Raw genomic sequence first — 23,115 nt, 5'->3', positions numbered from 1 at the left:
CACTTAAGCGATAGCCCACATCTGGACTTACAGGGGATGACACCGATGCATAAGAAATGGCTGTACCGACTGATTCTTTCCTACCTGCCGATCCTGTTTGCCGTGGTATTTTGCTTGATTATCCTGTTTTTCCTGACCCTAAATGAAGCGATGGAGAGGCAGACGGCCAAGGCAAACGGTGTATACGCAGAAAATGTACTGCAGATCGTGGACACCACTCTCCGCAACCTGGAGACTACAACGATCAAAAGCCTGCTGCTGGATGATCAGGTGAGCAGTTATTTTGACCGCCCGGGGCAGCTTGATCCTTATCATGATTACGGGGTAACGGAGGTGCTGCTGGATTTCATGTCGCCGCTGCCGATGATCGATTCGGTCTATTTATACCGTGCGGCCGACGGCAAAGTGCTGATGCAGCATTTCTCGTCCAGTCTGCCGGATTTCGGGGACCGCAGCTTTATTGAGACAGCGATGAGGGGGGCAGGCAGCTATGCCTGGAGCGGAATCCGTGACCTGCAGCTTTTCTCCGGCGAGGATCAGCCGAAATCAGTCATTTCGCTGGTGGAGCAGGTACCTTATTTCTCCGGTGAGCAGGGATTGATTGTCATTAACGTGCGGAAGCAGTCTCTGCAGGCGCTGATTCAGGATATGAACATGGCGAATACGGAGATCTGCCTGAAGGACGCCGGTGGGCGCGCTTTTGCAGGGGCTGATACCTGCTCAGACCCACAGGCTCAGGATCAGGCGGTAAACCGCATGTCTTCCTATACAGGCTGGACAATTAAGGTTGGATTGGCGCGTGCAGAAGCCTTCTCGCTGCTGTCAGCCTTCTCTAATGTCTGGGCGATTCTGGGCTTTGCGGCGATCTTCGGCGGGATTGCGGCCATGACGTATATCAGCCATCGGAATTACCGTCCGATTGAACAGGTGATGAGCCGGATTTACACGTTCGGTGCGGACCGTTCCTCCGGCTGGAAGCCGCAGAGCAAGGGGGATGATGAATTTTCTTTCATCGGCCATGCGCTGGAGAGTCTGATTGAGCAGACGAACAGCTATGAGAAGCAGCAGGCGGAGGGAATCCTGCACAGGCGGAATCAGTTGTTCAAAGAGCTGCTGGAGCACAGCGGCCAGGTGTCGGCAGAAATATGGAGCCGAGAATCGGAGCGGATTGGAATGAAAGGTGAATTTGCAGGCGCGGTTGTGGGAATTGCTGAGATTGATTTCTATGAGGCCTTTGCTGCAGACTACTCTGCTCGTGATCAGGCGTTGTTCAAATTCACCCTCCGCAGTGTGATTCAGGAGATCGCCGAGAAAGAAGGGGAACCGCTCTGGACAGAGTGGATTGGACCGGGGCGTCTCGGGCTGCTCTTCCGCCGTTCCGCCGCCGGAGCAACGGCTGATGGTGCCGAGAAGCCGCTGATGATTGCAGAGAGTGCCCGCTCCTGGGTGAAGCAGCATCTCAAATTCACGGCAACCTTTGGCATCAGCGGGCCGGCGGCCGGTCTCAGCGGCTTATCGGATGCTTACCGCAAGGCCGCAGGTGCGCTGGAACGCAAACTCACTGGCGGTCCCGACCGCGTCTATGTTGCACCGGCAGAAGGCAGTCTCCCGCCCCAGGCGGAAGGAATGGATGTGCTGGTGCAGTCTATCGGTGCCGTTCCCCAGCTGTACCGGCTGGGGAACGACGAGTGGAGGCCGCTGATGGAGCGGATCTTCGGGCTGCTGGCAGGCGGCAATTACTCCAAGGAGGACATTGTCCGCCTGCTGCAGCTGCTGGAGGCTGGCCTCTCCAGGGAGATGCAGGAGCTGCCGCCAGAGATGAAGGGGATATGGAATAACGGGCGGCTGCGCGGAATTCCGCAATCTCCGGAATCCTTCGAATGGATAGAGGAGCTACGCGGGGAGCTCCTGGCTTCACTGGAGGAGATAGAGGAGGCGCTCCGCGGCCTGCGGATGAACCGGGAGCAGTATACGCTGGCCAACAAGGTGCGTGAGTATATTGCCCTGCATTACGCCGATCCCGATTTCTCCCTGACCCATGCCGCTGACAGCTTCGCGATGAATACCAAAGCGCTGAGCCGGATATTCAAGGAAGAAATCGGCGAGAATTTCGTCGATTATCTGGCCCGGCTGCGGATGGACGAGGCCAAGCGCCTGCTGACAGAGACCTCCGAGCCTGTCCAGAATATCGCCGAGCGGGTGGGGTATTTGTATCCGATGTCCTTCATCCGCGTCTTCAAGAAGCTGGAGGGCGTAACCCCGGGAGAGTACCGCAAGGAGCGGAGCGGCCCTCCGCAAGGCGAGCGGCAGGGCTAGACCCGGACCCGGGCCCGGGCGGCTCTTGCCGGGGGATCAAGGGCGGATAAGATGTATATTTCACAGGCCAATGGGCGGGCATATAGCTTTAAAAGGCGGCAGGGGAGTTTCCCCTTGCCGCCTTTCTTTGTACTTGTCCCCATGGAAGGGAAATGGAGGTTCTATTGCACTTTGTACAATAGAAGAACATTAAATCAGCCTGGAAATTGAATCTATTGTACATTGTACAGCAGAATTTCAGGTTTTCGCTGTTTTTTGCCCCTTTTCCCATAATCAACTGTATGAAATGCAATAGAATATCATTTTTCACAATTCTAAAGGAGTTCTATTGCACAAAGTACAATCAGCCAAACCCGCAACAATCCCCCGGTTGCCAATATGGAGAAAACAGCAGGTTCCCGCTTGTCTGCCGCTACATTCCGGCCTTATGCATCCGGTACTCGGAGGGCGTGCACAGGAACACTTTTTTGAATTGTCTGGAATAATAATTATGATCCCGGAACCCGCTGTCCATGGCCACCTGTGAGATGGTTAATCCGGCATTGCGCAGCAGTGTGCAGGAATACTCCAGCCGTTTGCGGATGACATAATCCATAGGTGTCGTATGGTAATTCCGGGTGAACACGCGGAGAAATTGGCGCTTCGACATATAAGCCAGATCTGCCAGAGACTGAAGTGAAATAGGCTGGAGGAAATGCTCTTCAATATAGGTAACCGCCTCACCGATCTGCAGCGCCCTGTTCTCCGTTCCGCCGCCATTCTGCCGGTAATATCGTGATAGTGTGCCGACAAGTGCGGTGAAATACGTGCGGATCATCAGCCGGTAGCCGTCAGACTGCCGGTCATACTCCTCCAGAATCCGGTCCAGCAGAACAGTAGCCTCTTCCAGCTGCGCGGGCTGCAAGGAGAGCATGCCTTTGAAGTACATCTCTTTGCGGAAGAACGGCTCCAGATAGAACAGCGCCTGAAACCCCGGCAGGAGCTTCAGCTCAGGCAGCTGCAGCAGCTGATCGGGATGGAACATCACATTGATGTACTCAATATTCTGCACATTTTTGTACCCATGTGAAATATCGCTGTGGATAAAAAACACCTGACCCGCCGATACGGGGTACTCCTTTCCTTCGATAATATGAATCGCGCTTCCCTCCAGGATGACCACCAGCTCCGAGAAATCATGGCAGTGAACATAATAATCCTGAGTCAGCGGGCATTTCTGAATGCGGAAAGTGAAGCCAGGCTCGAGTCCTAAATCCCGTGCATAGAGTTTATTTGTCATGTCGTTATTATGCTAAAGAAGGGCATGATCGTCAAGGAACTGTTCCGCCGTTTGCGTTAATCTTAAGAGGAAGATGACACACGGTTGGAGGGAATCTATGCAGCGATATTTATATAGAGCCGAATGCAGAGAGGGCTGCGACCCGGCTGCTTTTTTGGGCTCACAGGTGGAATGGCTTAATGAACGTATGGACTGGCTGGGTATTTCTTGGCTAAGCATCTTTCAAGACGGCCAGTGGCTATTTCTATATTACGAATGCAGCGGCAAAGAGGCTCAGCCGGAGCAGCTGTTCCCGCCCGCAGTGGAGATGCTCAAGGTCTGGCCGGGCGGGGATTACCCGCGGCTGTGGGTGCCGATGATGGACATTTTTCATTATCAGCAGCCGGTGTCCGGGCAGCATTGGAAGCGTAATCAAACTCCGGGGGCTCCCTACGGCAGGCTGGCAGTACTCAAGCCGGAGCAGGTCTCAAGCTATGTCTATTACCATTATCAATATCAGGAGGAGCGCCCGGGAGACGGTGACAAATACGGGATCATCGGTCTTCATGAGAACCTGCTGTTCTTTTATTCCGAGCTGCCCGCAACCGTGGAGCCCGCTCCCTATACGGGGAAACTCACAACGAATCTGCGTCCGGAGCAGTGGGGAGAGGTTATGGAGCCGCATTTTATCAAGTGGAAGAATGTAGGGCCGGATCAGGACATCTGGAAAAAGCTTACGCCTGTCCTAACGATCACGCTCCCGCAAAGGGGAAAAGGAGAATGAATATGCTGCGCACATCCATATGCCTGAACGGCGAATGGGATTTCATGCCGCTCTACGATCAGCCGCGCTGCCGCAGTCTTCCTGAGAGGCTGCAATATGAGGCGCGCAAGATACAGGTGCCTTCGAGCTGGCGCCACAGCTATAAGACGCCTTCGGGCAGCAAATTTGGAGAAGTACCGGACCATAACTTCGTGCCGTTTGATGTGTACGGCTACCCGGGAGAATGGGATGCGGCCGAGGCTGGGGTGCTGCACCGTTCTTTTCAGGTGCCGGAGACTATGCTGGGGCAGCGGATTGTGCTGCGCTTCGATGGAATCTTGCAGAAGGCAGCGGTGTATCTGGACCGCGAGCGGATTGCCGTCTGGGAGGACGGGTATCTGCCTTTGCGGCTGGATATCACCCGGATGGTGAAGCCCGGCCGGGAGCAGCAGTTACATGTAGTATGCGGAAGCTTCGACATGGCGGTAATTCCGTCCGGGGAGGAGAGAATCACCGGACTTGCCGGTTCGTGGTTCGGCAGGATCGCAAGGGGAATATGGCAGGATATCTTCCTCCAAGGCTACCCGCCAATATCGCTGGAGGATCTCACAATCCGTACCTCTGTCCGGCAGGGCATGCTGGAAGTGGAGGCACTAATGAGCACAGAGCCGGGTGGTCCTGCGATGGAAGCGCTGCAGGTGTTCCTGAAAGTCAGGGAACGGAAATCCGGTACCCTGACTGCGAAGGGTGCAGAGCCGCTGCCGGTGCTTGAAGCGGAAGCAGGAGTAAATGTTCTGCCTGCGCAGGCCGTAGAAGGACGGCAATTATGCTGGAACACCGGCAGCCGGGAGTGGGGCGGAGCATCATTTGCACTGCCTTGGCAGGGTGCCGAGCTGTGGAGTCCGGAGCATCCGTTCCTATATGAACTGGAGCTGGAGCTTCAGGCAGATGGGGAGGTCCTTGACCGGCGGACCGATGTATTCGGCTTCCGGGAGTTCTGGTGCGAAGGCCCGCAGTTCATGCTGAACGGGATTCCTGTTAACCTGCGGGGCGATTCCTGGCATTTCCAGGGTGCGGCGCAGCAGACAGAAGACTATATCCGCAATTGGTACCGAATGTGCAGACAGGCGGGCATCAACAGCATCCGGCTGCATGCCGAGCCGTATCCGGCTGATTATCTGCGGATTGCCGATGAGGAAGGAATGCTGATTGTCGATGAGACAGCCATCTACGGGTCCGGTAAAACTATGGATGCGGCCCACCCCGATTTCATCTCCAATTGCCGGGCGCATGTGCAGCGGCTGGTACAGCGGGATAAGAATCACCCATCCGTCATTCTGTGGAGCGTGCAGAACGAGATGCGCTGGGTGGACGGCCGGGATACCTACAAACAGCATATCCCGGGTCTGATGGAGCTGATGAGAGCCCTTGATTCCACCCGCCCGATTATGGTGGAAGGGGATAACCGGTTGGTCACCAAGCAAGGGACAGAGGTGGAGAGCCGCCATTACAACATTGACGGCACGATCGCGCAGTGGGACCGCAGCGTTCCGCTCACCTTCGGCGAGCATGGCGGCTGGTGGTACATCTGCCCGCAGAACAGCAGCATGTATATCGGACTGGACGCATACCGTGACTCAGATGCAAGTGCTGCCGGCTTAGCCCAGAAGGAAAGGCTGTTCGTGGAGTATGCACGCCGCCAAGGGGTCTCTGGCATCTCTACCTTCAACTTCGCCCATTATTTCATGCGGGCGATGCCGGAACGGAATATTCAGCTGCCGCCTGCCGACCTGAACACACCAGGCCCTAAGCCTGCGGTAATTCCGGCTTACTCCCTTTCCCTGAACAACGGGCTGCTGCCGGGGGAATATCCGGCATTCAAGGCCAATCCCGCTTTTGCCATTATGGCTGAAGCCTTCAAGCCGGTAACATTGATTGCCGCCGAATATAACCGCTGCTTCTTCGATGATGCGCCGGTCCGCCGCAGCTTCGATGTCTACAACGATACGCTGGCAGAACAGGAAGTAACTATTGAATGCACGGTCCGGCAAAGCGGACATGTGGTTCATAGCGAGACGTTCCGTTTCCGCCACGAGCCTGCCGCCCGCCGGAGCATCCGGCTGGAATGGATGCCGGAACCGGTCAATGGTGAAGGAGCAGGATTGGGAGGGGATGAAGGCGTAGGCGTAGGAGCAAGAGCAGGAGATGGGGCAGAAGTAAGAGTAGGAGATGGGGAAGGAGCAAGAGCAGGAGATGTGGCAGAAGTAAGAGTAGGAGATGGGGCAGGAGCATCAGCAGGAGTAGCAGAAGCGGAAGCGGTGCTGTCTGCCCGGCTGTTCCATGGCATGGAGCTGAAGCATGAGCTTCTGTTAAGCTACCGGCTGTTGTCCGGGAGCTGCAAGACTGAGCCGGTAGAAGTAGCGCTTCCCGCTGCTTATCTAGGCTCTGACCGGGACTATGAGGCGATCCGCACCCTGGTGCCCGGCCTGGTCCGGTCAGAAGCGGAAGCGGTAGAGCAGCTTGGGGGCGGGACGCTGCTGATTGTCGGCAGCCGCATGCAGGACAAGGACGGGGCGCTGGACCGGAAGCTGAGAAGCTACGTGCAGCGGGGCGGCAGATTGCTGCTGCTGGAACAGCTTCACCTCTCTCCCGGCAGCCTGACGCTCAGCCGCAGGGAATTCATCCGTGCCCATGCAGGCGACTATGGGCATCCGGTGCTCCGGGGCCTTGGAGCAGAGGACCTCATGTACTGGCATGAGGGGCTGCGCGAGGACGGGCCGCTGCCGATTATCCGGGCAGCGTTCGAGAAGCCGGTGACCGGCGATTTCACCCTGCTGCTGGAATGCAGCGCGGGTGACTTTGGAGATGGCGGCGATCTGTGGTCGCCGCTGCTGGAGTACCGGAGCGGCGCGGGCATGTTCCTGGCGAATCAGCTGGAGATTATGGATCATCTCCAACGGATTCCCCAAGCCTGCCTGCTGCTGCGGAGCCTGCTCCAGTACGCGGGCCGCGCGGTCCACGCGGCCGCTGTACCGGAGCCCGCTGCGGTGTGGGTCCGCAGCGGCGGGGCGGCGGAGGCCTTGCTCTGCAAGCTCCGCCTGAAGGGCCAGAGGCTGGACAGCGCCGCAGGCTTGTCCAGCCTGAACCCCGGCCTCCTGGTGGTGGAGGCCGGATTGCTGCACGGACCGGGCGCGGCGGAAGCCGTCCGGCAGGCGGCAAGTGCCGGCAGCACAGTGCTGGTGCTGCCGGCAGAACCCGGCGGGCAGGAGGCGCTTGCCCGCCTGCTGGACCGCCCCGTGCGTATTGCGCCGCACGGGACCTATCATCTGGCGGCGGACTATACGCACGCCGCCGTCCGCGGGATCAGCCCTGTCGACCTGTTCGGGTTCGACAAGGTGCATCTCTCGCCCCGGGACGTGGTCAACCGGGAGCTGGCCGGTCACAGGCTGGAGGTGCAAGGCGCGGAGGTGCTGTGCACCAGCGTGGAAGGCACAGCCTGGAAGGATTACTTCGCCGGACAGCATACGGCGGAATACAGCAGGCTGGCGCTGGTCGAGCTGAACCGCAGCAAGGCCTGTGCTCCCGGGGCTTTTGTGATCCGCCAGGCAGTCGGCGAGGGTGAGATTATCTGCTCGCAGTTGCTCACCGACCCGGGCAGTGACAAAAGCCTGAGGCTGTACACCCGCCTGCTGGGCAATCTGGAGGCCGACTTCGCGGATGAGCTGCTGCAGCTGGATAAAGGAGATGCGCAGTGGGCGGTGGAAGCCGCGATGACGCTGTTCTGTCCGCCGTATACCGATTATCAGGCCATGAAGGATTACTATACCGACCCGGAATTCTCCCTGAACAATCTGGGTGAAGGCCTGTATGGCTGGATGAAGAAAAAAGAACGGCGCGAAGACGGAACGCTGCTGATCCCGGCACCTGAGGGCCGTCCGCTGTTTCTGAGCTGTTTCGTGCATCTGCCTGCGCTCGTCTCCGGCAGCGGGGAACCTGCGGATATCCGAACCGGCAGGCTGCGGTTGAACTCAGAATGTGCTTACGAGATCTATATGAACGGTCAGCATGTGACTCAGCCGGAGCGGGAGATCATTTTGAGAAGAGGAGTCAACCGGCTGGTTGCCATCGTCCGGGGAGACCGGGAGGATATCTCTTTTGGCATGGTTTTCCTGAACCCGGATGGCACGTATATGAATGATTTGGAGTTCCGAATGACGATGGATGAGGTTGAGCCTAAGTGAGGAATAAGATTAAGCAATAAGTAATCCTATATGAAGAGGAGCCAGACTAATGACGAACCAACCGGGAACAATCACTCCGGCAGGCGACTCCGGCCGCACACAGAGTAACAAGGCTGTAAAACCGGCAGCCGGGGGCAGCGCGTTTGCCCGCGAGCAGGAGCTGGACCAGTATTTCACCTTCCGCGATGACGCGAAGGAGGTAGAGTTCAAGCGCCATGATATGCCGACCCCATGGCTGAACTATTTATCCAACGGCACCTTCCATACCATGCTGTCCCATGCGGGCGGCGGATTAGCCTTTTATAAATCTCCGCAGATCTGGCGGATTACACGCTACCGTTTCTTTCATCTGCCGACCGACCGCTCAGGCCCTTATATTTACCTGCAGGATGCCGGAACGGGCAGCTACTGGTGCCCTACCTATGAGCCGGCTTTTCAGAAGCCGCAGGAATGGAAGAGCAGCCACGGCATGGGGTATACCCGCTTTGAAGCCGCGCAGGATGAAGTTTCGGCAAAGACCGTTTACTTTGTCGGACCTTACGAGAACTCGCTGATCTGGAATTTGACGCTGACTAATAATAGTACCGAGGTCAAAGAACTGAATGTGTATGCCTACGCCGAGTTTGGCATGATGGAATTCATGCGCGAGCTGCAATGGCAATGCTACAACAAACATCAGGTGTCGGTGCAGTATCATGCCAAGGAAGCTCTTATCTACAAGTACGGAGTTGAGAATCAGCCCAAGCCGGATGAGACGCCGCTGGTCTATATGATGTCGGATGCGCCGCTAGCCGGTTATGACGGGGATCGTGAAGAGTTTATCGGCAGCTACCGCAGCGAATCCAATCCGGCTGCGATTGAGCAGGGTGGATGCACCGGCTCGACAATACTGGGCGGAGATCCTTGCGGAGCGCTTCAGGTTCAAGTGAGGCTGCAGCCCGGCGAGACCCGTACCGTGAACTTCTTCCTGGGGACGGCGATGACTGAGGCTGAGATCGAACAGGCCATCGGCCATTCCCGGGAGGCGGATTTCGTCACCCGTTCCTTTGCGGCGCTTAAGGAGAACTGGGACAGCTATCTGGGGGCCTGGAACTGTGAATTGCCGGATAAAGATGCACAGCGCATGATCAACATCTGGAATCCGTATCAGTCGCAGCGGAACTTTCTTTTCTCGCGCAATATTTCGTTCTATGCTACGGGAACATTCCGGGGAGTAGGCTACCGGGACACAGCTCAGGATATATTGGCCGTAGCTCCATTAGATCCGGAGGCGGCCAAAGACAAGGTCCGCCTGCTGCTTGGGCAGCAGTATCAGGACGGGCATGTGAATCATTACTTTTTCCCGAATGAGGGCTGGGACCCGGTGACCAGTATTCACTCGGATGACCACCTGTGGACGGCGCTGGCTGTATGGGATATTCTCGCAGAGACCGGCGATACCGGATTCCTGCAGGAGAGTCTGCCTTTCTATGATGGCGGTGAAGCGCCGCTGTATGATCATTTGAAGCGTGCGGTAGACTTCACCGTCTCCCGGCTGGGGCCGAACGGCTTCCCGCTGATGCTCCGCTCGGACTGGAATGACCAGCTGTTCCGCGTATGCCGCGAGGGCAGAGGAGAGAGCATCTGGACGGCGATGCAGTTCGGAACCGTGCTGCTTCGTATGAAGGATCTGGCGGCAGCAGCCGGTCATCTGGAGCATGCGGCGGACTATGACAGGCTGTACGAGGAGCAGAAGCGGCTGGTGAACACGCTCGGCTGGGACGGCCAATGGTTCCGGCGGGCAGTCATGGATGACGGGCGTTATCTGGGCACCGCTGAGCATGACGAAGCCCAGATTTGGCTTAACGCCCAGACCTGGGCGACCCTGTCCGGCATGGGAGAGCCTGATAAAGCGCTCCAGGCCATGGACAGTGTTCGCGACATTCTGGATACGGAGCTTGGCATTAAGAAGCTGCACCCGTCCATTACCAACTTCCCCGATCCCGCAGATCCGCTGACCAATTACAACAAGGGGACAGGAGAGAACGGGGCCGTCTTTTGCCACGCCAACACCTGGGCGATTATTGCAGAATGCATGCTGGGCAGAGGAGATCAAGCCTACAAATATTACCGCCAGCTGATTCCTAATATTGCGATGGAACAAGCCGGATTATGGCGCTATAAAGCGGAACCTTATGTCTATGCCTCCAACCTGTTCGGACCGGAATCCGACAGATTCGGGCTGGCGAATGTATCCTGGCTGACCGGAACTGCTGCGTGGATGTATATAGCCGCTACGCAGTATATTATGGGCATTAAGCCCGTTATTGGCGGACTGTCGGTTAACCCGTGCATCCCGTCTTCCTGGGAGGGCTTCTCTGTTTACCGGAGATTCCGCGGCTGCTTGTATGAGATTACTGTGAAGAACGAGAGCAGTGTCTGCACAGGCGTCAAGGAAATCCGTGTTGACGGTGAATTGCTGGCAGGTACGGTAGTGCCTGTCTATCCGGATCGTAGCTCGGTGAAAGTGGAGGTTCTACTATAGTTGTAGGCAGAGCTTAATGCATACTCAAAAGTGTCCCGCCAGCTGCACCATTAGAATTATGGCGGGGCATATTTTTATCCCTCGAAAAAGCAATTATCCTCAAATTCTCCGTCACGGGATGCTGCGGCGGCCGGAAATAGTTGGATTTTCTCCACTTGCTGATGAACGAAGAGCGTCTGCTAAAACAGCAGTTGGATAAACAGCACTTAAATCGCTGCGTATGAGCTACATGAAGGTAAATGAACCGAATTAAATGCCTTTTTTCCAATTGCTTGCTTGAAATCACTCCATTCGTCCGAATTAAGATACGTTTTTCCACTTATATAAGCTGAACCTAAGAGTGATGGCCAGCCGATGGGTGAACCCCTTGTTACCCGAAGGTTCCGCCCATGCAGCAAGTCAGATACTTAAGTTCACTCTATATAGCATCATATGGGCGGACTCTCATAACAGAACACAGCAGCCGGCTTATGCAAACTCCACACACCTTTCGCTCGCACTACCAACGCCATTCTCTGCAGCCTCCATAATTTCCGCAAACTCCTCCCAACCCCTCTCAACTTCTCTCAACTTCTCTCAACTTCTCTCAACTTCTCTCAACTTCTCTCAACTTCTCTAACATCCCCCAACAGGCGTGCGGGCTTTGCCCAAGGTGGAGGCCAACCCTCCCGAAATAACAGGCTTGTTTGTGGGTTTACTTTTCCGCTGGGCGTGATATAGTATAGCTATAAGTTGCACAGAGGAAATATAGTTGCATTATCGCAACAATGATTATCATTCTCATTTAACATGCTGTCCCGGCTAAGCCGGGGCAGCATGTGTCATTTTAAGGGTCTTAATAATGGCTCTCATTCTCAGTCGGGTCATAATGGTTCTCATTCTGCTCTCATTCTCAGTCGAGTCATAATGGTTCTCATTCTGCTCTCATTCTCAGTCGGGTCATAATGGTTCTCATTCTGGCTCTCATTCTCAAGTGTGCTCTTATACAAATACAATCAGGAAGGTGATTTATCATGCATTCAACCTCGAAAGAAATGCCTAAATCGATCGCGCGTCAAGGAGGCGCTAAGCAGCCGCGGACGCCGGAGCCGCGCCGCTTCGATCCGCTGGCTATGATCTCAAATGCCGAAATGCAGGCAGCGCTCGGAAGCGGGCTGATGATGCTGATCGCCTGGGCCGCCAGCGGCTGGTCTGAGACGATATCCGTTATTCTCTATGTGATCTCCTATTCAATAGGCGGCTGGATCAAGGCGAAGGAAGGCGTGGAGACGCTGGTCAAGGAACGCGATCTGGATGTCAATCTGCTGATGATTGCCGCGGCTCTCGGCGCAGCTTCCATCGGTTACTGGAATGAAGGCGCGATGCTAATCTTCATCTTTGCGCTGAGCGGGGCGCTGGAGAGTTACACGATGGAGCGCAGTAAGAAGGATATCTCCTCGCTGCTGGCGCTCAAACCTGCCACGGCAGTACGCATTGAGCAGGGGGCAATGAATGAGGTGGCGATTGATCTGCTGGCCATCGGAGATCTGCTGCTGGTCCGTCCCGGGGAGCTTATCCCAGCTGACGGCAAGGTATGCCGTGGGGAATCCTCCGTCAATCAGGCGTCCATTACCGGAGAATCGCTTCCCGTAGATAAGGCAGCCGGAAGTGAAGTTTTCGCCGGTACAGTCAATGGCGAAGGCCCGCTATATATTGAAGTTACCAAATCGGCAGAGAATACCTTGTTCGCCAAGATCATCCGGATGGTTGAAGAAGCAGAGAATGAGGTGCCGGATTCGCAGCGTTTTATCAAACGGCTGGAATCCGTCTATGCCCGCGTAGTAGTAGCCGCAACGGCCTTGTTGATCACTTTGCCGCCGTTTCTGCTGGACTGGAGCTGGAGCAATACCTTCTATAAAGCAATGGTCTTCCTGGTAGTGGCTTCTCCGTGTGCACTCGTATCCTCCATTATGCCGGCCATGCTGTCGGCCATCTCGAAGAGTGCGCGCAAAGGGATTCTCTTCAAAGGCGGTGTCCATCTGGAAAATATGGCACGCACCTCTGTAGTTGCTTTTGACAAAACAGGCACATTGACGGAAGGGGTTCCGCAGGTCACGGATTTCATCGCCGGAGAAGGGTATGGACGTGAAGAGCTGCTGGCCGTCAGTGCTTCGATTGAGAAGCTGTCCGGCCATCCGCTCGCGGAAGCCATTGTTGCGCTTGCTGAAGCCGAGCAGGTAGAGCTGCTCACCATCGAAGAGAGCAAATCGGTTACCGGCTGGGGCATTGAGGGGACCATTAACGGCCGCCTGTGGCGGATCGGCAAGTCCAATCTGCTGGATGAAGTGCACGGTACTGCACCGCAGGGGGATTCGGAATACTGGAGAGCGTTGCGCAGCGAGCTGGAGCAGGAAGGGAAGACAGTATCGCTGATTCTCGCCGGTGATACCATTGCCGGAATGATTGCGCTGCAGGATACCGTACGTTCCCAGGCGGAGACAGCCGTACGTAAGCTGCAGGAGCTGGGCATTAAGGTAGCGATGCTTACCGGGGACCGTGAGGCCACCGCACAGGTGATTGCCGGGAAGACCGGAGTGGACCTGGTATTCGCCGGTCTTTTGCCAGAAGATAAGGTATCGCATATCAAAGCACTTCGTGAACAATACGGCCATGTGATTATGGTGGGTGACGGTGTTAATGATGCGCCTGCGCTGGCTACAGCAACAGTAGGTATGGGAATGGGCATGAAAGGCAGCGGAGCCGCGCTGGAGATTGCCGATGTGGTGCTGATGAACGATAATATCGAGGAGATTGCTTCTACGATTGCCCTGGCCCGCCGTACGCAGCGGATTGTGAAGCAGAATATGATTTTTGCTGTGGCCGTAATCGCCACACTGATGATCAGCAACTTTGTACAGGGGATTGCGTTGCCGTTTGGCGTGGTGGGCCATGAGGGCAGCACCATTCTTGTAATCCTTAACGGACTGCGTCTGTTGCGCTAAAAAAAGCCAGAAAGACCGTTTATCCGGCCCTGCCAAATATTTAATTGCTTAAAATTGAATTGTTCACAAAATAGGTGCGTTTTCACCGTGTCTGGCATATTGACAACTTCCCTTGAGATGATCATAATAAATACTACATTATAATAATTTTAATTAAGAAATGGCGTCTTTGCCGTCCATCTCAAGGAGGATATAATCATGTACAAATCAATTATTGTAGGTACTGGACCGGCCGGATTGACGGCTGCCATATACTTGGCCCGGGCGAACCTGAACCCGCTCGTTATCGAAGGTCCGCAGCCAGGCGGACAGCTTACAACTACAACAGAGATCGAGAACTTCCCAGGATTCCCGGAAGGCATTTTGGGTCCGGATCTGATGGACAATATGCGCAAGCAGGCTGAACGTTTCGGAGCACAGTTCGTTACCGGCTGGGTGAACAGTGTAGAGCTGGGCGAACGTCCGTTCAAGCTGAATGTTGAAGGCATGGGCACACTGGTTACAGATACATTGATTATTTCCACCGGCGCTACAGCGAAATATCTCGGGATTCCCGGGGAGCAGGATAATATCGGACGCGGTGTCAGCACTTGCGCAACCTGTGACGGATTCTTCTTCCGCGGCAAAGAAATCGTGGTTGTCGGCGGCGGCGATTCGGCGCTGGAGGAAGCGGGCTTCCTGACAAGATTCGCGTCAAAAGTAACCCTGGTGCACCGTCGCGAAGAGCTGCGGGCCTCCAAGATTATGCAGGATCGTGTACGCGACAATGCCAAAGTTACCTGGGGACTCAACCGTACGCCTGTTGAAGTTATTGCCGGAGACAAAGGTGTGACTGGCCTGAAGGTGATTAACAATGAGACCGGTGAAGAAGAATTCATTGAAGCCAGCGGTGTATTCGTAGCTGTCGGCCATCATCCCAATACTTCTTTCCTGGGCGGACAAATCACTACGGATGCTAGCGGCTACATTGTGTCAAATCTCGGAACCTCTGAGACGAATATTCCCGGCGTGTTTGCTTGCGGTGACGTGCAGGATACCCGTTACAGACAAGCGATTACGGCTGCAGGCAGCGGCTGTATGGCGGCGATGGATGCCGAGAAATATATCGAGAGCCTGGAGCACAGCGCGGTTATTCTGTAAGATTCCATTTGGAATAGAAGGCACTCCGGTGCTACAATAGATCACAGATTCTTATACTTACAAATTAGGAGGAGATCATACTATGGAGAATGTAATTGTTTACACTTCAACCAATTGTCCGCATTGCCGTCAGGTGAAGAGCTTCCTGAACGATAAAGGTGTAGCCTACGAAGAGCGCAACATCGAGCAGAACGATGATTATGCGCAGCAGGTATGGGATATGGGCATGAGAGCTGTTCCTATTACGGTTATCGGTGAGTTCAAAATCGTCGGCATGAACAAAACCAAGTTCGACAAGGCTTTGGCTACGATTTAAGGAATAGCTGGCCGGACTTAAGGAGAATATATTAGCCGCTTCCCTCCGGAGGCGGTTTTTTCGTTGTCCTGAACTTAGAGGAGAAGGGAAATTGTTAATCAGCTTAAAGAATTACTGGGACAGCGATGCGGTGAAGAGCCTGCTTGCAGAATGTATGTGGCCGGATGACCAGAGAGTTAACGGGGAATTGGCCGGAATCACCGGAATCAGCTGCGCTGCTGCACATGAGGTGGAGATCAGACATCTGGCTGTACAGAAGAGTTGGCGCGGACGGACACTTGGCAGCAATATGATCGCAGAAATTGCCGGATGGGAGCAGGTAGAGCTGATCAGGGCAGATACGGATCAGGATGCGGTGGGCTTTTATAGCAAGGCAGGGTTTGAGATTCACAGTCTGGGAGAAAAATATCCAGGGTTGAGCGGTTTGAGTGTGTACTGCGCACCCGGGGAACAACGGATATATCAAAAAGCAGTCATTGAATCCAGGCTGCTTTTTGTATTTCCTGCTAAAACAGATACATGAAGGAGATACAGGATACCGCTGTCTTGCAAGCATGAACCCCGTTTGGAGGCCGCTAGGCTAAGTATGAGTAAACGACATGACAATTTGAAAAACAGCATATACGGCAATACCGCTGCTAATAAGCATGAATCCGGATTTCTTCCTCGATTGGAACAGGCGCAGGACGCCAAGGCTGATGAGTGGGGCGATAACAAGCAGCAGCAGCAGCACGGTGATGAACATCTTCGCTGAAATATCTGACGTATCAACATAGGTCATGGACGCTCTCTCCATTTCAGAAAAAGGGGTATGGTGACAAATGTCACACGTATATCCTTATTATATAGGATTGCTATTCCTTTTAGTGCAGGAAATGCTGCTGCAAATGCGGCAATTTTACGAAAATATAAGAGCTTATATGTTTTACGCTGAAATCATCCTTCTATAGGGTTACCCGGATATTGCCGAGAAAGTGCATGACTGCAGAAAAGCCTGCGCCAATCATCGTTCCGCGGCTGCCCAGCCTGGAGAAGGTGATCTCAAGCTGCTGCTTGTGGTAAGGAAGCGTACGCTCGGCTACTACCCGGCGCAGCGGCTCGCCCAGCCACGGTTCAGCTTCAGACAGAGCTCCCCCAATGACAATCAGCTCCGGATTGAAGCTGTTGATCAGATTAGTGACCCCGATGCCCAGATATTCCCCGATGGAGCTAAAGTGCTGCAGGGTATCCGGCTGCCCCTCCAGCGCATACGCCACCAGTTCGGTCGTGGTACGGGCAGGCAGGGAAAGGCCGGGATTATCGTACGTTTTCTCCGAAGCATAGAGCTCCCAGCAGCCCCGGCTGCCGCAGCTGCAGGGCTTGCCTTCCGCCTCAATCGTCATATGCCCGGTCTCCCCGGCGTATCCGCGTGCGCCCTTATACAACTCTCCGCCGATGATGATTCCGGACCCGATCCCCGAGCCTGCACTGATGTACAGCAGATGGCGCACATCCCGCGCCGCCCCGAAGTTCAGCTCCCCTTGTGCCCCGGCATTGGCTTCATTGTCAATGGTGACCGGAACCGCGAAGGCGCTTTCCAGAATCGACCGCAGATCGACCATTTCCCAGCCAAGGTTGGGCGCAAACAGCACGACTCCGTGTTCATCCACCATTCCCGGCACGCCGACTCCGATGCCGACGAGGCCATAGGGTGAAGGAGGCGCCTCGGCAATCAGCTCCGAGATCATCTGCTGCATCTGCCCCAGTACATAAGGGAAGTCGTGGGCTGCCAGCGCACAATCCCGTTCATGAAGAATGCCGCCTCCCAGATTGCAGAGCACGGCCTTAAGCTGTTTAACACGCAGTTCGATCCCGATAACGCTTCCGGCCATTTCGTTGAAATGCAGCATAAGCGGTTTGCGTCCCCCGCTGGATTCTCCGGGACCGGCTTCGGTAACCAGCTCCTGCCCGCAGAGCTCGGCGACTAGATTGGAGACCGTAGCTTTGTTAAGACCTGTCATCTCGGACACCTTGGCCCGGGAGACGGGGGACTGCATGCGGATCGTATGTAAAATAATCGATTTGTTAATTTTTTTGACCAGCGCCTGATCACCGGTAACTTTCAAGAAGCACACTTCCTTTTTTGAAATATAAGACGATCCGGCCTGCTGAGTACGGCACATAAATGAGGAAGGCACTCAATCAGGGCAGAGCTTATAGGTTTCGGTTTTCCCGCATACGTAATGCAATAAGCCTTGAGGCAGCGTTTACGCGGAGAAGGTATGCCATTTAGTCTAGAATGAAGAGCGGCAAAAAGCAACTAGATTAACGTCCGGGGGAGGCGGGGGAATTACAGTTATACGCATAGGCTGCACTGCCGGAGGGTACTTTATGTTCAGCATCATATAGTGAAAATAAAGGGAGAAGAGAGTGGCTGCTCTGCCGGGACAGGATAAAAAACAGACAAAATAAAAATTCTCAAAAACTTTGTTTAACCAATATACAAAGTCCGAAAGATGTGTTAAGATGTTGCTGTAAACGCTTGCGGGCGAAGCAAAATATCGAGGAGGATTTTACAAATGGCTTATTTTGAAACAGTGAGCAAGATCTCTTACGAGGGAAGCCGTTCCACTAACCCTTACGCATTCAAATTCTACAACCCTAAAGAAATCGTTGCCGGCAAAACTATGGAAGAGCACTTGAAATTTGCAATGGCATATTGGCATACATTAACCGCTGGCGGTTCCGATCCCTTCGGCGCTGAAACAGCAGTCCGCGCTTGGGACAAGCTGAGCACACTGGACAAGGCCAAGGCCCGTGCAGAAGCAGCATTTGAGTTCATGGAGAAGATGGATCTGCAGTACTACTGCTTCCATGATGTGGACATCGCTCCAGAAGGCGCGTCCTTGCGTGAGTTCTACAGCAACATCGATACAATCGTAGATATCCTTGAACAAGGCATGAAGGCTTCCGGCAAAAAATTGCTGTGGAACACGGCCAATATGTTCACCAACCCGCGCTACATGCACGGTGCAGGCTCCACTTGCAACGCTGATGTGTTCGCACACGCTGCTGCACAGGTGAAGAAAGGTCTGGAAGTGGGTAAACGTCTGGGCGCTGACAACTATGTATTCTGGGGCGGCCGTGAAGGCTACGAAACACTGCTGAATACAAATATGAGCCTTGAGCAAGACAACATTGCCCGTCTGTTCAGCATGGCTGTTGATTATGCTAAGGAAATCGGCTTCGAAGGCCAGTTCCTGATCGAGCCTAAACCGAAAGAGCCTACCAAACACCAATATGACTTCGATGCAGCAACCTGTATCGCATTCCTGCAGAAGTACAACCTGGATAAGCACTTCAAGCTGAACCTTGAAGCTAACCATGCTACACTGGCCGGCCATACCTTCGAGCATGAGCTGCACGTAGCCCGTATCAACGGCATGCTGGGATCGCTTGATGCGAACCAGGGCGATCCATTGCTCGGCTGGGATACCGATGAATTCCCTGCAAGCATCTACGATTCTACTCTGACTCTGTACGAAGTACTGAAGAACGATGGTCTGGGCAAAGGCGGAATCAACTTTGACTCCAAAGTACGCCGTCCTTCCTTCGAGCCTGAGGATCTGTTCCTGGCACACATCTCCGGTATGGACATCTACGCTAAGGGCCTGAAGGTAGCTGCGAAGCTGCTGGAAGACGGCGTATTCGAGAACTTCATTGCTGAGCGTTACAGCAGCTTCAATGAAGGCATTGGCGCTGACATCGTATCCGGCAAAGCGACACTTGCTTCGCTTGCTGACTATGCGCTGAACAACGAGAACCCGCGTCCGAACAAGTCCGGACGCCAGGAATTGCTGAGAGCTACACTTAACCAGTACATCCTGACTGCTGAATAAGACTGTACCGGGTCTGCGGTGACTGCCGCAGATTCATCAGAGGATAAACGCAACGGGGGTTGCTGAAGAGAGCATTCTTCGGCAGCCCCCTTTTATTGGTGGAGAAAAGATGTGCACGGCGGAGAATGGCTCTATGGATGTATTTTGTGCAATGCACAGGCTTCAGTAAGAGGGTTAATGCTTCATATAATTAAGCAGATGCTTACGAAGCGAGTTTTGCTTGAAGTGAATTCAGGAAGCAGAAGCTCGCAAAACTTAAGATTATGCTTACGAGGCGAGTTATATTGCGGAGATGTTCCAATAGAAGTAATGCTTCATATAACTTTTAGGAGGATAACTATGAAATATGTAATCGGTGTCGATCTCGGAACCAGCGCAGTGAAGACTGTACTGGTAGATCCCCAGGGCAAAGTAGCGTTCGAGCACTCTGAGGCTTACCCGCTTAGCAGACCCCAGCCGAACTGGAGTGAGCAGAATCCCGAGGACTGGGTTAAAGGAACGATCGTCAGCCTGAAACGGCTGATGGAGGTATCCGGTGTAGATTCTTCGCAAGTCGATGGAATCAGCTTCTCCGGTCAAATGCATGGACTGGTGCTGGTTGACGGCGAAGGCAAGGCTCTGCGTCCGGCGATCCTGTGGAACGATACACGCACAACAGCCCAGTGCCGCAAGATTGAGAAGACGCTTGGCGGCAAGCTGATCGAAATTGCCAGAAACCGCGCGCTGGAAGGCTTCACGCTTCCGAAGATTCTATGGGTTCAAGAGAACGAGCCAGAGGTAATGTCGCAGGCTGAGCTGTTCCTGCTGCCGAAGGATTATGTGCGTTACCGCCTGACCGGTGACTATGCTATGGATTATTCAGACGCAGCCGGAACCCTGCTGCTCGACGTAGGCTCCAAGGAGTGGAGCCCGGAGATTGCCGAAGCCTTCGGTCTGCCGCTCTCTATCTGCCCTAGACTTGTGGAATCCTTCGAGCAGACCGGAACGCTGCTTCCGGAGATTGCCGAAGCTTCCGGATTGCTGCCTTCTACCAAGGTGTTCGCCGGTGGTGCAGACAATGCCTGCGGCGCACTCGGTGCCGGAATTCTGGGTGAAGGCCGGACGATGTGCAGCATCGGGACTTCCGGAGTCGTGTTGTCTTATGAGAGCAACAAGGATCTTAACCTCGAAGGCAAAGTCCATTTCTTCAATCACAGTGAGCAGGATGCCTTCTATATCATGGGCGTTACCCTGGCGGCGGGCCACAGTCTGACCTGGTTCAAGGAGACCTTTGCCGCCGAGAAGAGCTTCGACGAATTGCTTCACGGCGTTAATGATATCCCGGCCGGCAGCAGCGGCCTCTTGTTCACACCGTATATCAGCGGAGAACGTACACCGCATCCGGATGCGAACATCCGCGGCAGCTTCATCGGCATGGATTCCGGCCATACACTGCCCTACTTTACACGCGCTGTGCTGGAAGGCATCACCTTCTCGCTGCGTGAATCGATTGAGATTGTACGCGAATCCGGCAAAGAGATCACCGAGGTGGTGGCGATCGGCGGCGGCGCCAAGAATGAAGCCTGGCTGCAGATGCAGGCTGATATCTTCGGCGCTTCGATCATCAAGCTGGAGAGTGAGCAAGGTCCGGCGATGGGCGCGGCGATGCTGGCTGCTTACGGTGCCGGCTGGTTTGAATCGCTGGGAGCGTGCGCGGAAGCCTTCATCCGTCCGGCTGAAACCTACACTCCTAATGCAGAGCAGGCTGCAATCTACGACGGCATCTTCGCCTTGTACCAGGAAGTGTACAGCCAGACCCGCGGGCTGAATGAGAAGCTGGCTTTGTATCGTAAATAATTTAGTGTAAAATATAAACAATCACATAAAGAGTTAAATAACCACCTGTATAATTTTGAGTATTTAAAGACAATAAGAAGATGAGAGTGTGCAGTTACGCCGGAATCTCCATTGGAGATAGCTCTATTCAATTAATAAAGTTTTATATCCAGCACTTAATGTCTGCCATTCCTTTCAGGGTGGCAGCTGTTTTCTTTTTAAATAAGGGGGTGAACCCATATTGATCAAAGTACTGATTGTAGATGATGAGCCCAAGCTAAGAGAAGGGATGCGGACGCTGATTCCCTGGGAAGAAGAGGGCTATACCGTAGTGGCGACGGCGGCGAACGGATACGAAGCACTGGATAAGTTCAAGGCGCTCGCGCCCGGCCTTGTGATTGCAGATATCCGCATGCCCGGGATGGACGGTCTGGAACTGATCTCCGAGCTCCGCAAAGAGAGCCCTAACTGCCATGTGCTGATTCTTAGCGGCTATGCTGACTTTGAATATGCCAAACGGGCGATTGCCTACCATATCGACGGTTATTTGCTTAAGCCGGTCGATGAGGAGGAATTGATCACCTACCTGCAGGAGCTGCGTGAGAAGATAAGCCTGGAAGAACAGATAATCGAATGGCAGTCAGGGGAGCCGGCAAAGACCACCGAAGTGCTGCTGCGCGAGCTGCTGCAGCCGAAGGAAGGCGGAGAGGCCCCCGCAGAGGCTGCGGCTCAGCTGGGTCTCGAAGGATGCAGCTGCGAAGTGATATTGCTGGAATTGAAAGGGCTTAACAAAGGAGGAGACAGCCGTGAGGAACAGGTGAAGAGCCTGATGGAGCGGCATTGGCTGGAAGAGGAAGAGCGCGGCTTATTCTTCACGCTTCCCCCGTATATGGGGATTCTTTTGAAGGAACCGCTTGCAAATGACAGTGCCCGGGAGTCGCTATGGCAGGAGCTGCATTCGATTACAGCGAAGGAAGGACTGGAGTTTCAGGCGGCAGCAGGCGGTGCAGCAGGCAGCCCGGAAGAGGCGTTCCTGTCGTTCGCCACAGCACGTAGCCGGCTGGACGAGTCTTTTTTCGGGCAGAAGGACACGCTGCTAAGCGGGAAGCCGGATAACTGGAATGAACCCGTGAAGAGGACGGGAGAATTCGAGGAGGAGCCGGACCCGGAGCGGGATGTGGAGGTACAGCTGCTGCTTGCTGTTGAGGCCGGAAGCGGTGAGGTGGCCCGCGGGCTTATAGGGCAAATTGTCCGCCAGCTGGTTCATGCCCGGCGCGAAGAAGCTTATATCAAGGATAACCTGATGCGGATTGTCAGCAGTACCATTGCCCGCCTGGAGGCAGCGAATCCGGACATCCGTGCACTGATTGCCGGTCAAGCCTCGCCTATGGGTGAAATGTACAGCAGCGCTAACCTGCATGATGTGGAGCAGCTGGTATCAGCTTATATGGAGCAAATTTCCGGGCTGATCGGCAGCGGCGGGCGCGGAGATGAAATCAAGCGGATCACGGACCTGATCCAGCGCCGCTATAATGAGAATTTGAAGCTGGGCTCGCTTTCCGAAATTTTCAACTATAATAGCGCGTATCTGGGCAAGATGTTCAAGAATCAGGTGGGAGAACACTTCAACACGTATCTGGATAAAGTCAGAATTGAGAAAGCCAAGCAGTTCCTGACCCAAGGCATGAAGGTCTATGAGGTTGCAGAACGGGTCGGTTATATGAACTCCGATTATTTTAATGCCAAGTTCCGCAAATATGTCGGAGTGTCTCCGTCGGCCTACCGCAAAGAGAATTAATACCCCGGCTGCCGGGCAGGCCCGCGAGCAGTATGGGCGGTTAGAACTGTGAACTTGCCGAACGTTCAGCGTGAGGCTTATGATA

General features: G+C 54.3%; 14 protein-coding genes. 11 read left to right on the top strand and 3 right to left on the bottom strand.

The features are described 5' to 3' along the window. Positions 1-45 precede the first annotated feature (45 nt). On the top strand, positions 46-2,316 hold the full coding sequence (locus R50912_RS28800) for a helix-turn-helix domain-containing protein (RefSeq protein WP_042239762.1): 2,271 nt from the start codon (positions 46-48) through the stop codon (positions 2,314-2,316). 412 nt (positions 2,317-2,728) lie between these two features. On the opposite strand, the gene R50912_RS28795 is transcribed toward R50912_RS28800, so the two are convergent. Beyond that, positions 2,729-3,595, bottom strand: a complete 867-nt coding sequence (locus R50912_RS28795; RefSeq protein ID WP_052416748.1) for a helix-turn-helix domain-containing protein — start codon at positions 3,593-3,595, stop codon at positions 2,729-2,731. Positions 3,596-3,692: 97 nt separating this feature from the next. On the opposite strand from R50912_RS28795, the gene R50912_RS28790 reads away from it, so the two are divergent. The 7 genes from R50912_RS28790 to R50912_RS28755 all read left to right on the top strand — a co-directional run bounded on the left by R50912_RS28790 (position 3,693) and on the right by R50912_RS28755 (position 16,062). Next, positions 3,693-4,358: a hypothetical protein gene (locus tag R50912_RS28790; protein WP_042239761.1), complete on the top strand. Its 666-nt coding sequence runs from the start codon at positions 3,693-3,695 to the stop codon at positions 4,356-4,358. After that, entirely contained in the window at positions 4,355-8,578 is a 4,224-nt protein-coding gene (locus R50912_RS36110; RefSeq protein WP_231637731.1) for a glycoside hydrolase family 2 TIM barrel-domain containing protein, read from the top strand. The genes R50912_RS28790 and R50912_RS36110 overlap by 4 nt, the downstream gene beginning before the upstream one ends. 49 nt (positions 8,579-8,627) lie before the next feature. Beyond that, entirely contained in the window at positions 8,628-11,102 is a 2,475-nt protein-coding gene (locus tag R50912_RS28775) for a GH36-type glycosyl hydrolase domain-containing protein (protein ID WP_042239760.1), read from the top strand. Positions 11,103-12,115: 1,013 nt separating this feature from the next. Then, positions 12,116-14,083 (top strand): heavy metal translocating P-type ATPase, encoded by a 1,968-nt coding sequence (locus R50912_RS28770; RefSeq protein WP_042239758.1) that lies wholly within the window; start codon positions 12,116-12,118, stop codon positions 14,081-14,083. A 198-nt stretch (positions 14,084-14,281) separates the two neighbouring features. Then, the gene (gene trxB, locus R50912_RS28765; protein WP_042239756.1) at positions 14,282-15,223 is read left to right on the top strand and encodes a thioredoxin-disulfide reductase; all 942 of its coding nucleotides are present in this window, start codon (positions 14,282-14,284) and stop codon (positions 15,221-15,223) included. 82 nt (positions 15,224-15,305) lie between these two features. Next, the gene (locus tag R50912_RS28760; protein ID WP_039308604.1) at positions 15,306-15,539 is read left to right on the top strand and encodes a glutaredoxin family protein; all 234 of its coding nucleotides are present in this window, start codon (positions 15,306-15,308) and stop codon (positions 15,537-15,539) included. 91 nt (positions 15,540-15,630) lie between these two features. Further along, positions 15,631-16,062, top strand: coding sequence for a GNAT family N-acetyltransferase (locus tag R50912_RS28755; protein WP_052416746.1), 432 nt, complete (start codon positions 15,631-15,633; stop codon positions 16,060-16,062). 57 nt (positions 16,063-16,119) lie between these two features. On the opposite strand, the gene R50912_RS28750 is transcribed toward R50912_RS28755, so the two are convergent. After that, positions 16,120-16,320, bottom strand: coding sequence for a hypothetical protein (locus R50912_RS28750; RefSeq protein ID WP_042239753.1), 201 nt, complete (start codon positions 16,318-16,320; stop codon positions 16,120-16,122). A 163-nt stretch (positions 16,321-16,483) separates the two neighbouring features. Next, positions 16,484-17,644 carry an ROK family transcriptional regulator gene (locus tag R50912_RS28745; RefSeq protein WP_042239752.1) on the bottom strand — a complete coding sequence of 387 codons (1,161 nt, stop codon included), beginning with the start codon at positions 17,642-17,644 and terminating at the stop codon, positions 16,484-16,486. Between the two features lie 453 nt (positions 17,645-18,097). Between R50912_RS28745 and xylA the strand changes: the two genes are divergently transcribed. The 3 genes from xylA (at position 18,098) to R50912_RS28730 (ending at position 23,030) form a co-directional block, all read left to right on the top strand. Continuing rightward, positions 18,098-19,417 (top strand): xylose isomerase, encoded by a 1,320-nt coding sequence (gene xylA / locus R50912_RS28740; protein ID WP_042239750.1) that lies wholly within the window; start codon positions 18,098-18,100, stop codon positions 19,415-19,417. Positions 19,418-19,756: 339 nt separating this feature from the next. Further along, a complete protein-coding gene (xylB, locus tag R50912_RS28735) occupies positions 19,757-21,253 on the top strand; it encodes a xylulokinase (RefSeq protein ID WP_042239748.1) in 1,497 nt (498 codons plus the stop codon). 220 nt (positions 21,254-21,473) lie between these two features. After that, positions 21,474-23,030: a response regulator transcription factor gene (locus R50912_RS28730; RefSeq protein ID WP_042239747.1), complete on the top strand. Its 1,557-nt coding sequence runs from the start codon at positions 21,474-21,476 to the stop codon at positions 23,028-23,030. Positions 23,031-23,115: the final 85 nt, after the last annotated feature.

The sequence above is a fragment of the Paenibacillus sp. FSL R5-0912 genome (genome assembly GCF_000758605.1).
Taxonomy (GTDB): Bacteria; Bacillota; Bacilli; order Paenibacillales; family Paenibacillaceae; genus Paenibacillus_AQ.
This window is presented reverse-complemented; position numbering and strand designations above follow the sequence as displayed.

Bases quoted from the DNA above. Each gene is read 5' to 3' on its own strand.
- R50912_RS36110 (WP_231637731.1), top strand. From the start codon at position 4,355: ATGAATATGCTGCGCACATCCATATGCCTGAACGGCGAATGGGATTTC.
- R50912_RS28790 (WP_042239761.1), top strand. From the start codon at position 3,693: ATGCAGCGATATTTATATAGAGCCGAATGCAGAGAGGGCTGCGACCCG.
- R50912_RS28770 (WP_042239758.1), top strand. From the start codon at position 12,116: ATGCATTCAACCTCGAAAGAAATGCCTAAATCGATCGCGCGTCAAGGA.
- xylB (WP_042239748.1), top strand. From the start codon at position 19,757: ATGAAATATGTAATCGGTGTCGATCTCGGAACCAGCGCAGTGAAGACT.
- trxB (WP_042239756.1), top strand. From the start codon at position 14,282: ATGTACAAATCAATTATTGTAGGTACTGGACCGGCCGGATTGACGGCT.
- R50912_RS28775 (WP_042239760.1), top strand. From the start codon at position 8,628: ATGACGAACCAACCGGGAACAATCACTCCGGCAGGCGACTCCGGCCGC.
- R50912_RS28760 (WP_039308604.1), top strand. From the start codon at position 15,306: ATGGAGAATGTAATTGTTTACACTTCAACCAATTGTCCGCATTGCCGT.
- xylA (WP_042239750.1), top strand. From the start codon at position 18,098: ATGGCTTATTTTGAAACAGTGAGCAAGATCTCTTACGAGGGAAGCCGT.
- R50912_RS28800 (WP_042239762.1), top strand. From the start codon at position 46: ATGCATAAGAAATGGCTGTACCGACTGATTCTTTCCTACCTGCCGATC.
- R50912_RS28750 (WP_042239753.1), bottom strand. From the start codon at position 16,320: ATGACCTATGTTGATACGTCAGATATTTCAGCGAAGATGTTCATCACC.
- R50912_RS28795 (WP_052416748.1), bottom strand. From the start codon at position 3,595: ATGACAAATAAACTCTATGCACGGGATTTAGGACTCGAGCCTGGCTTC.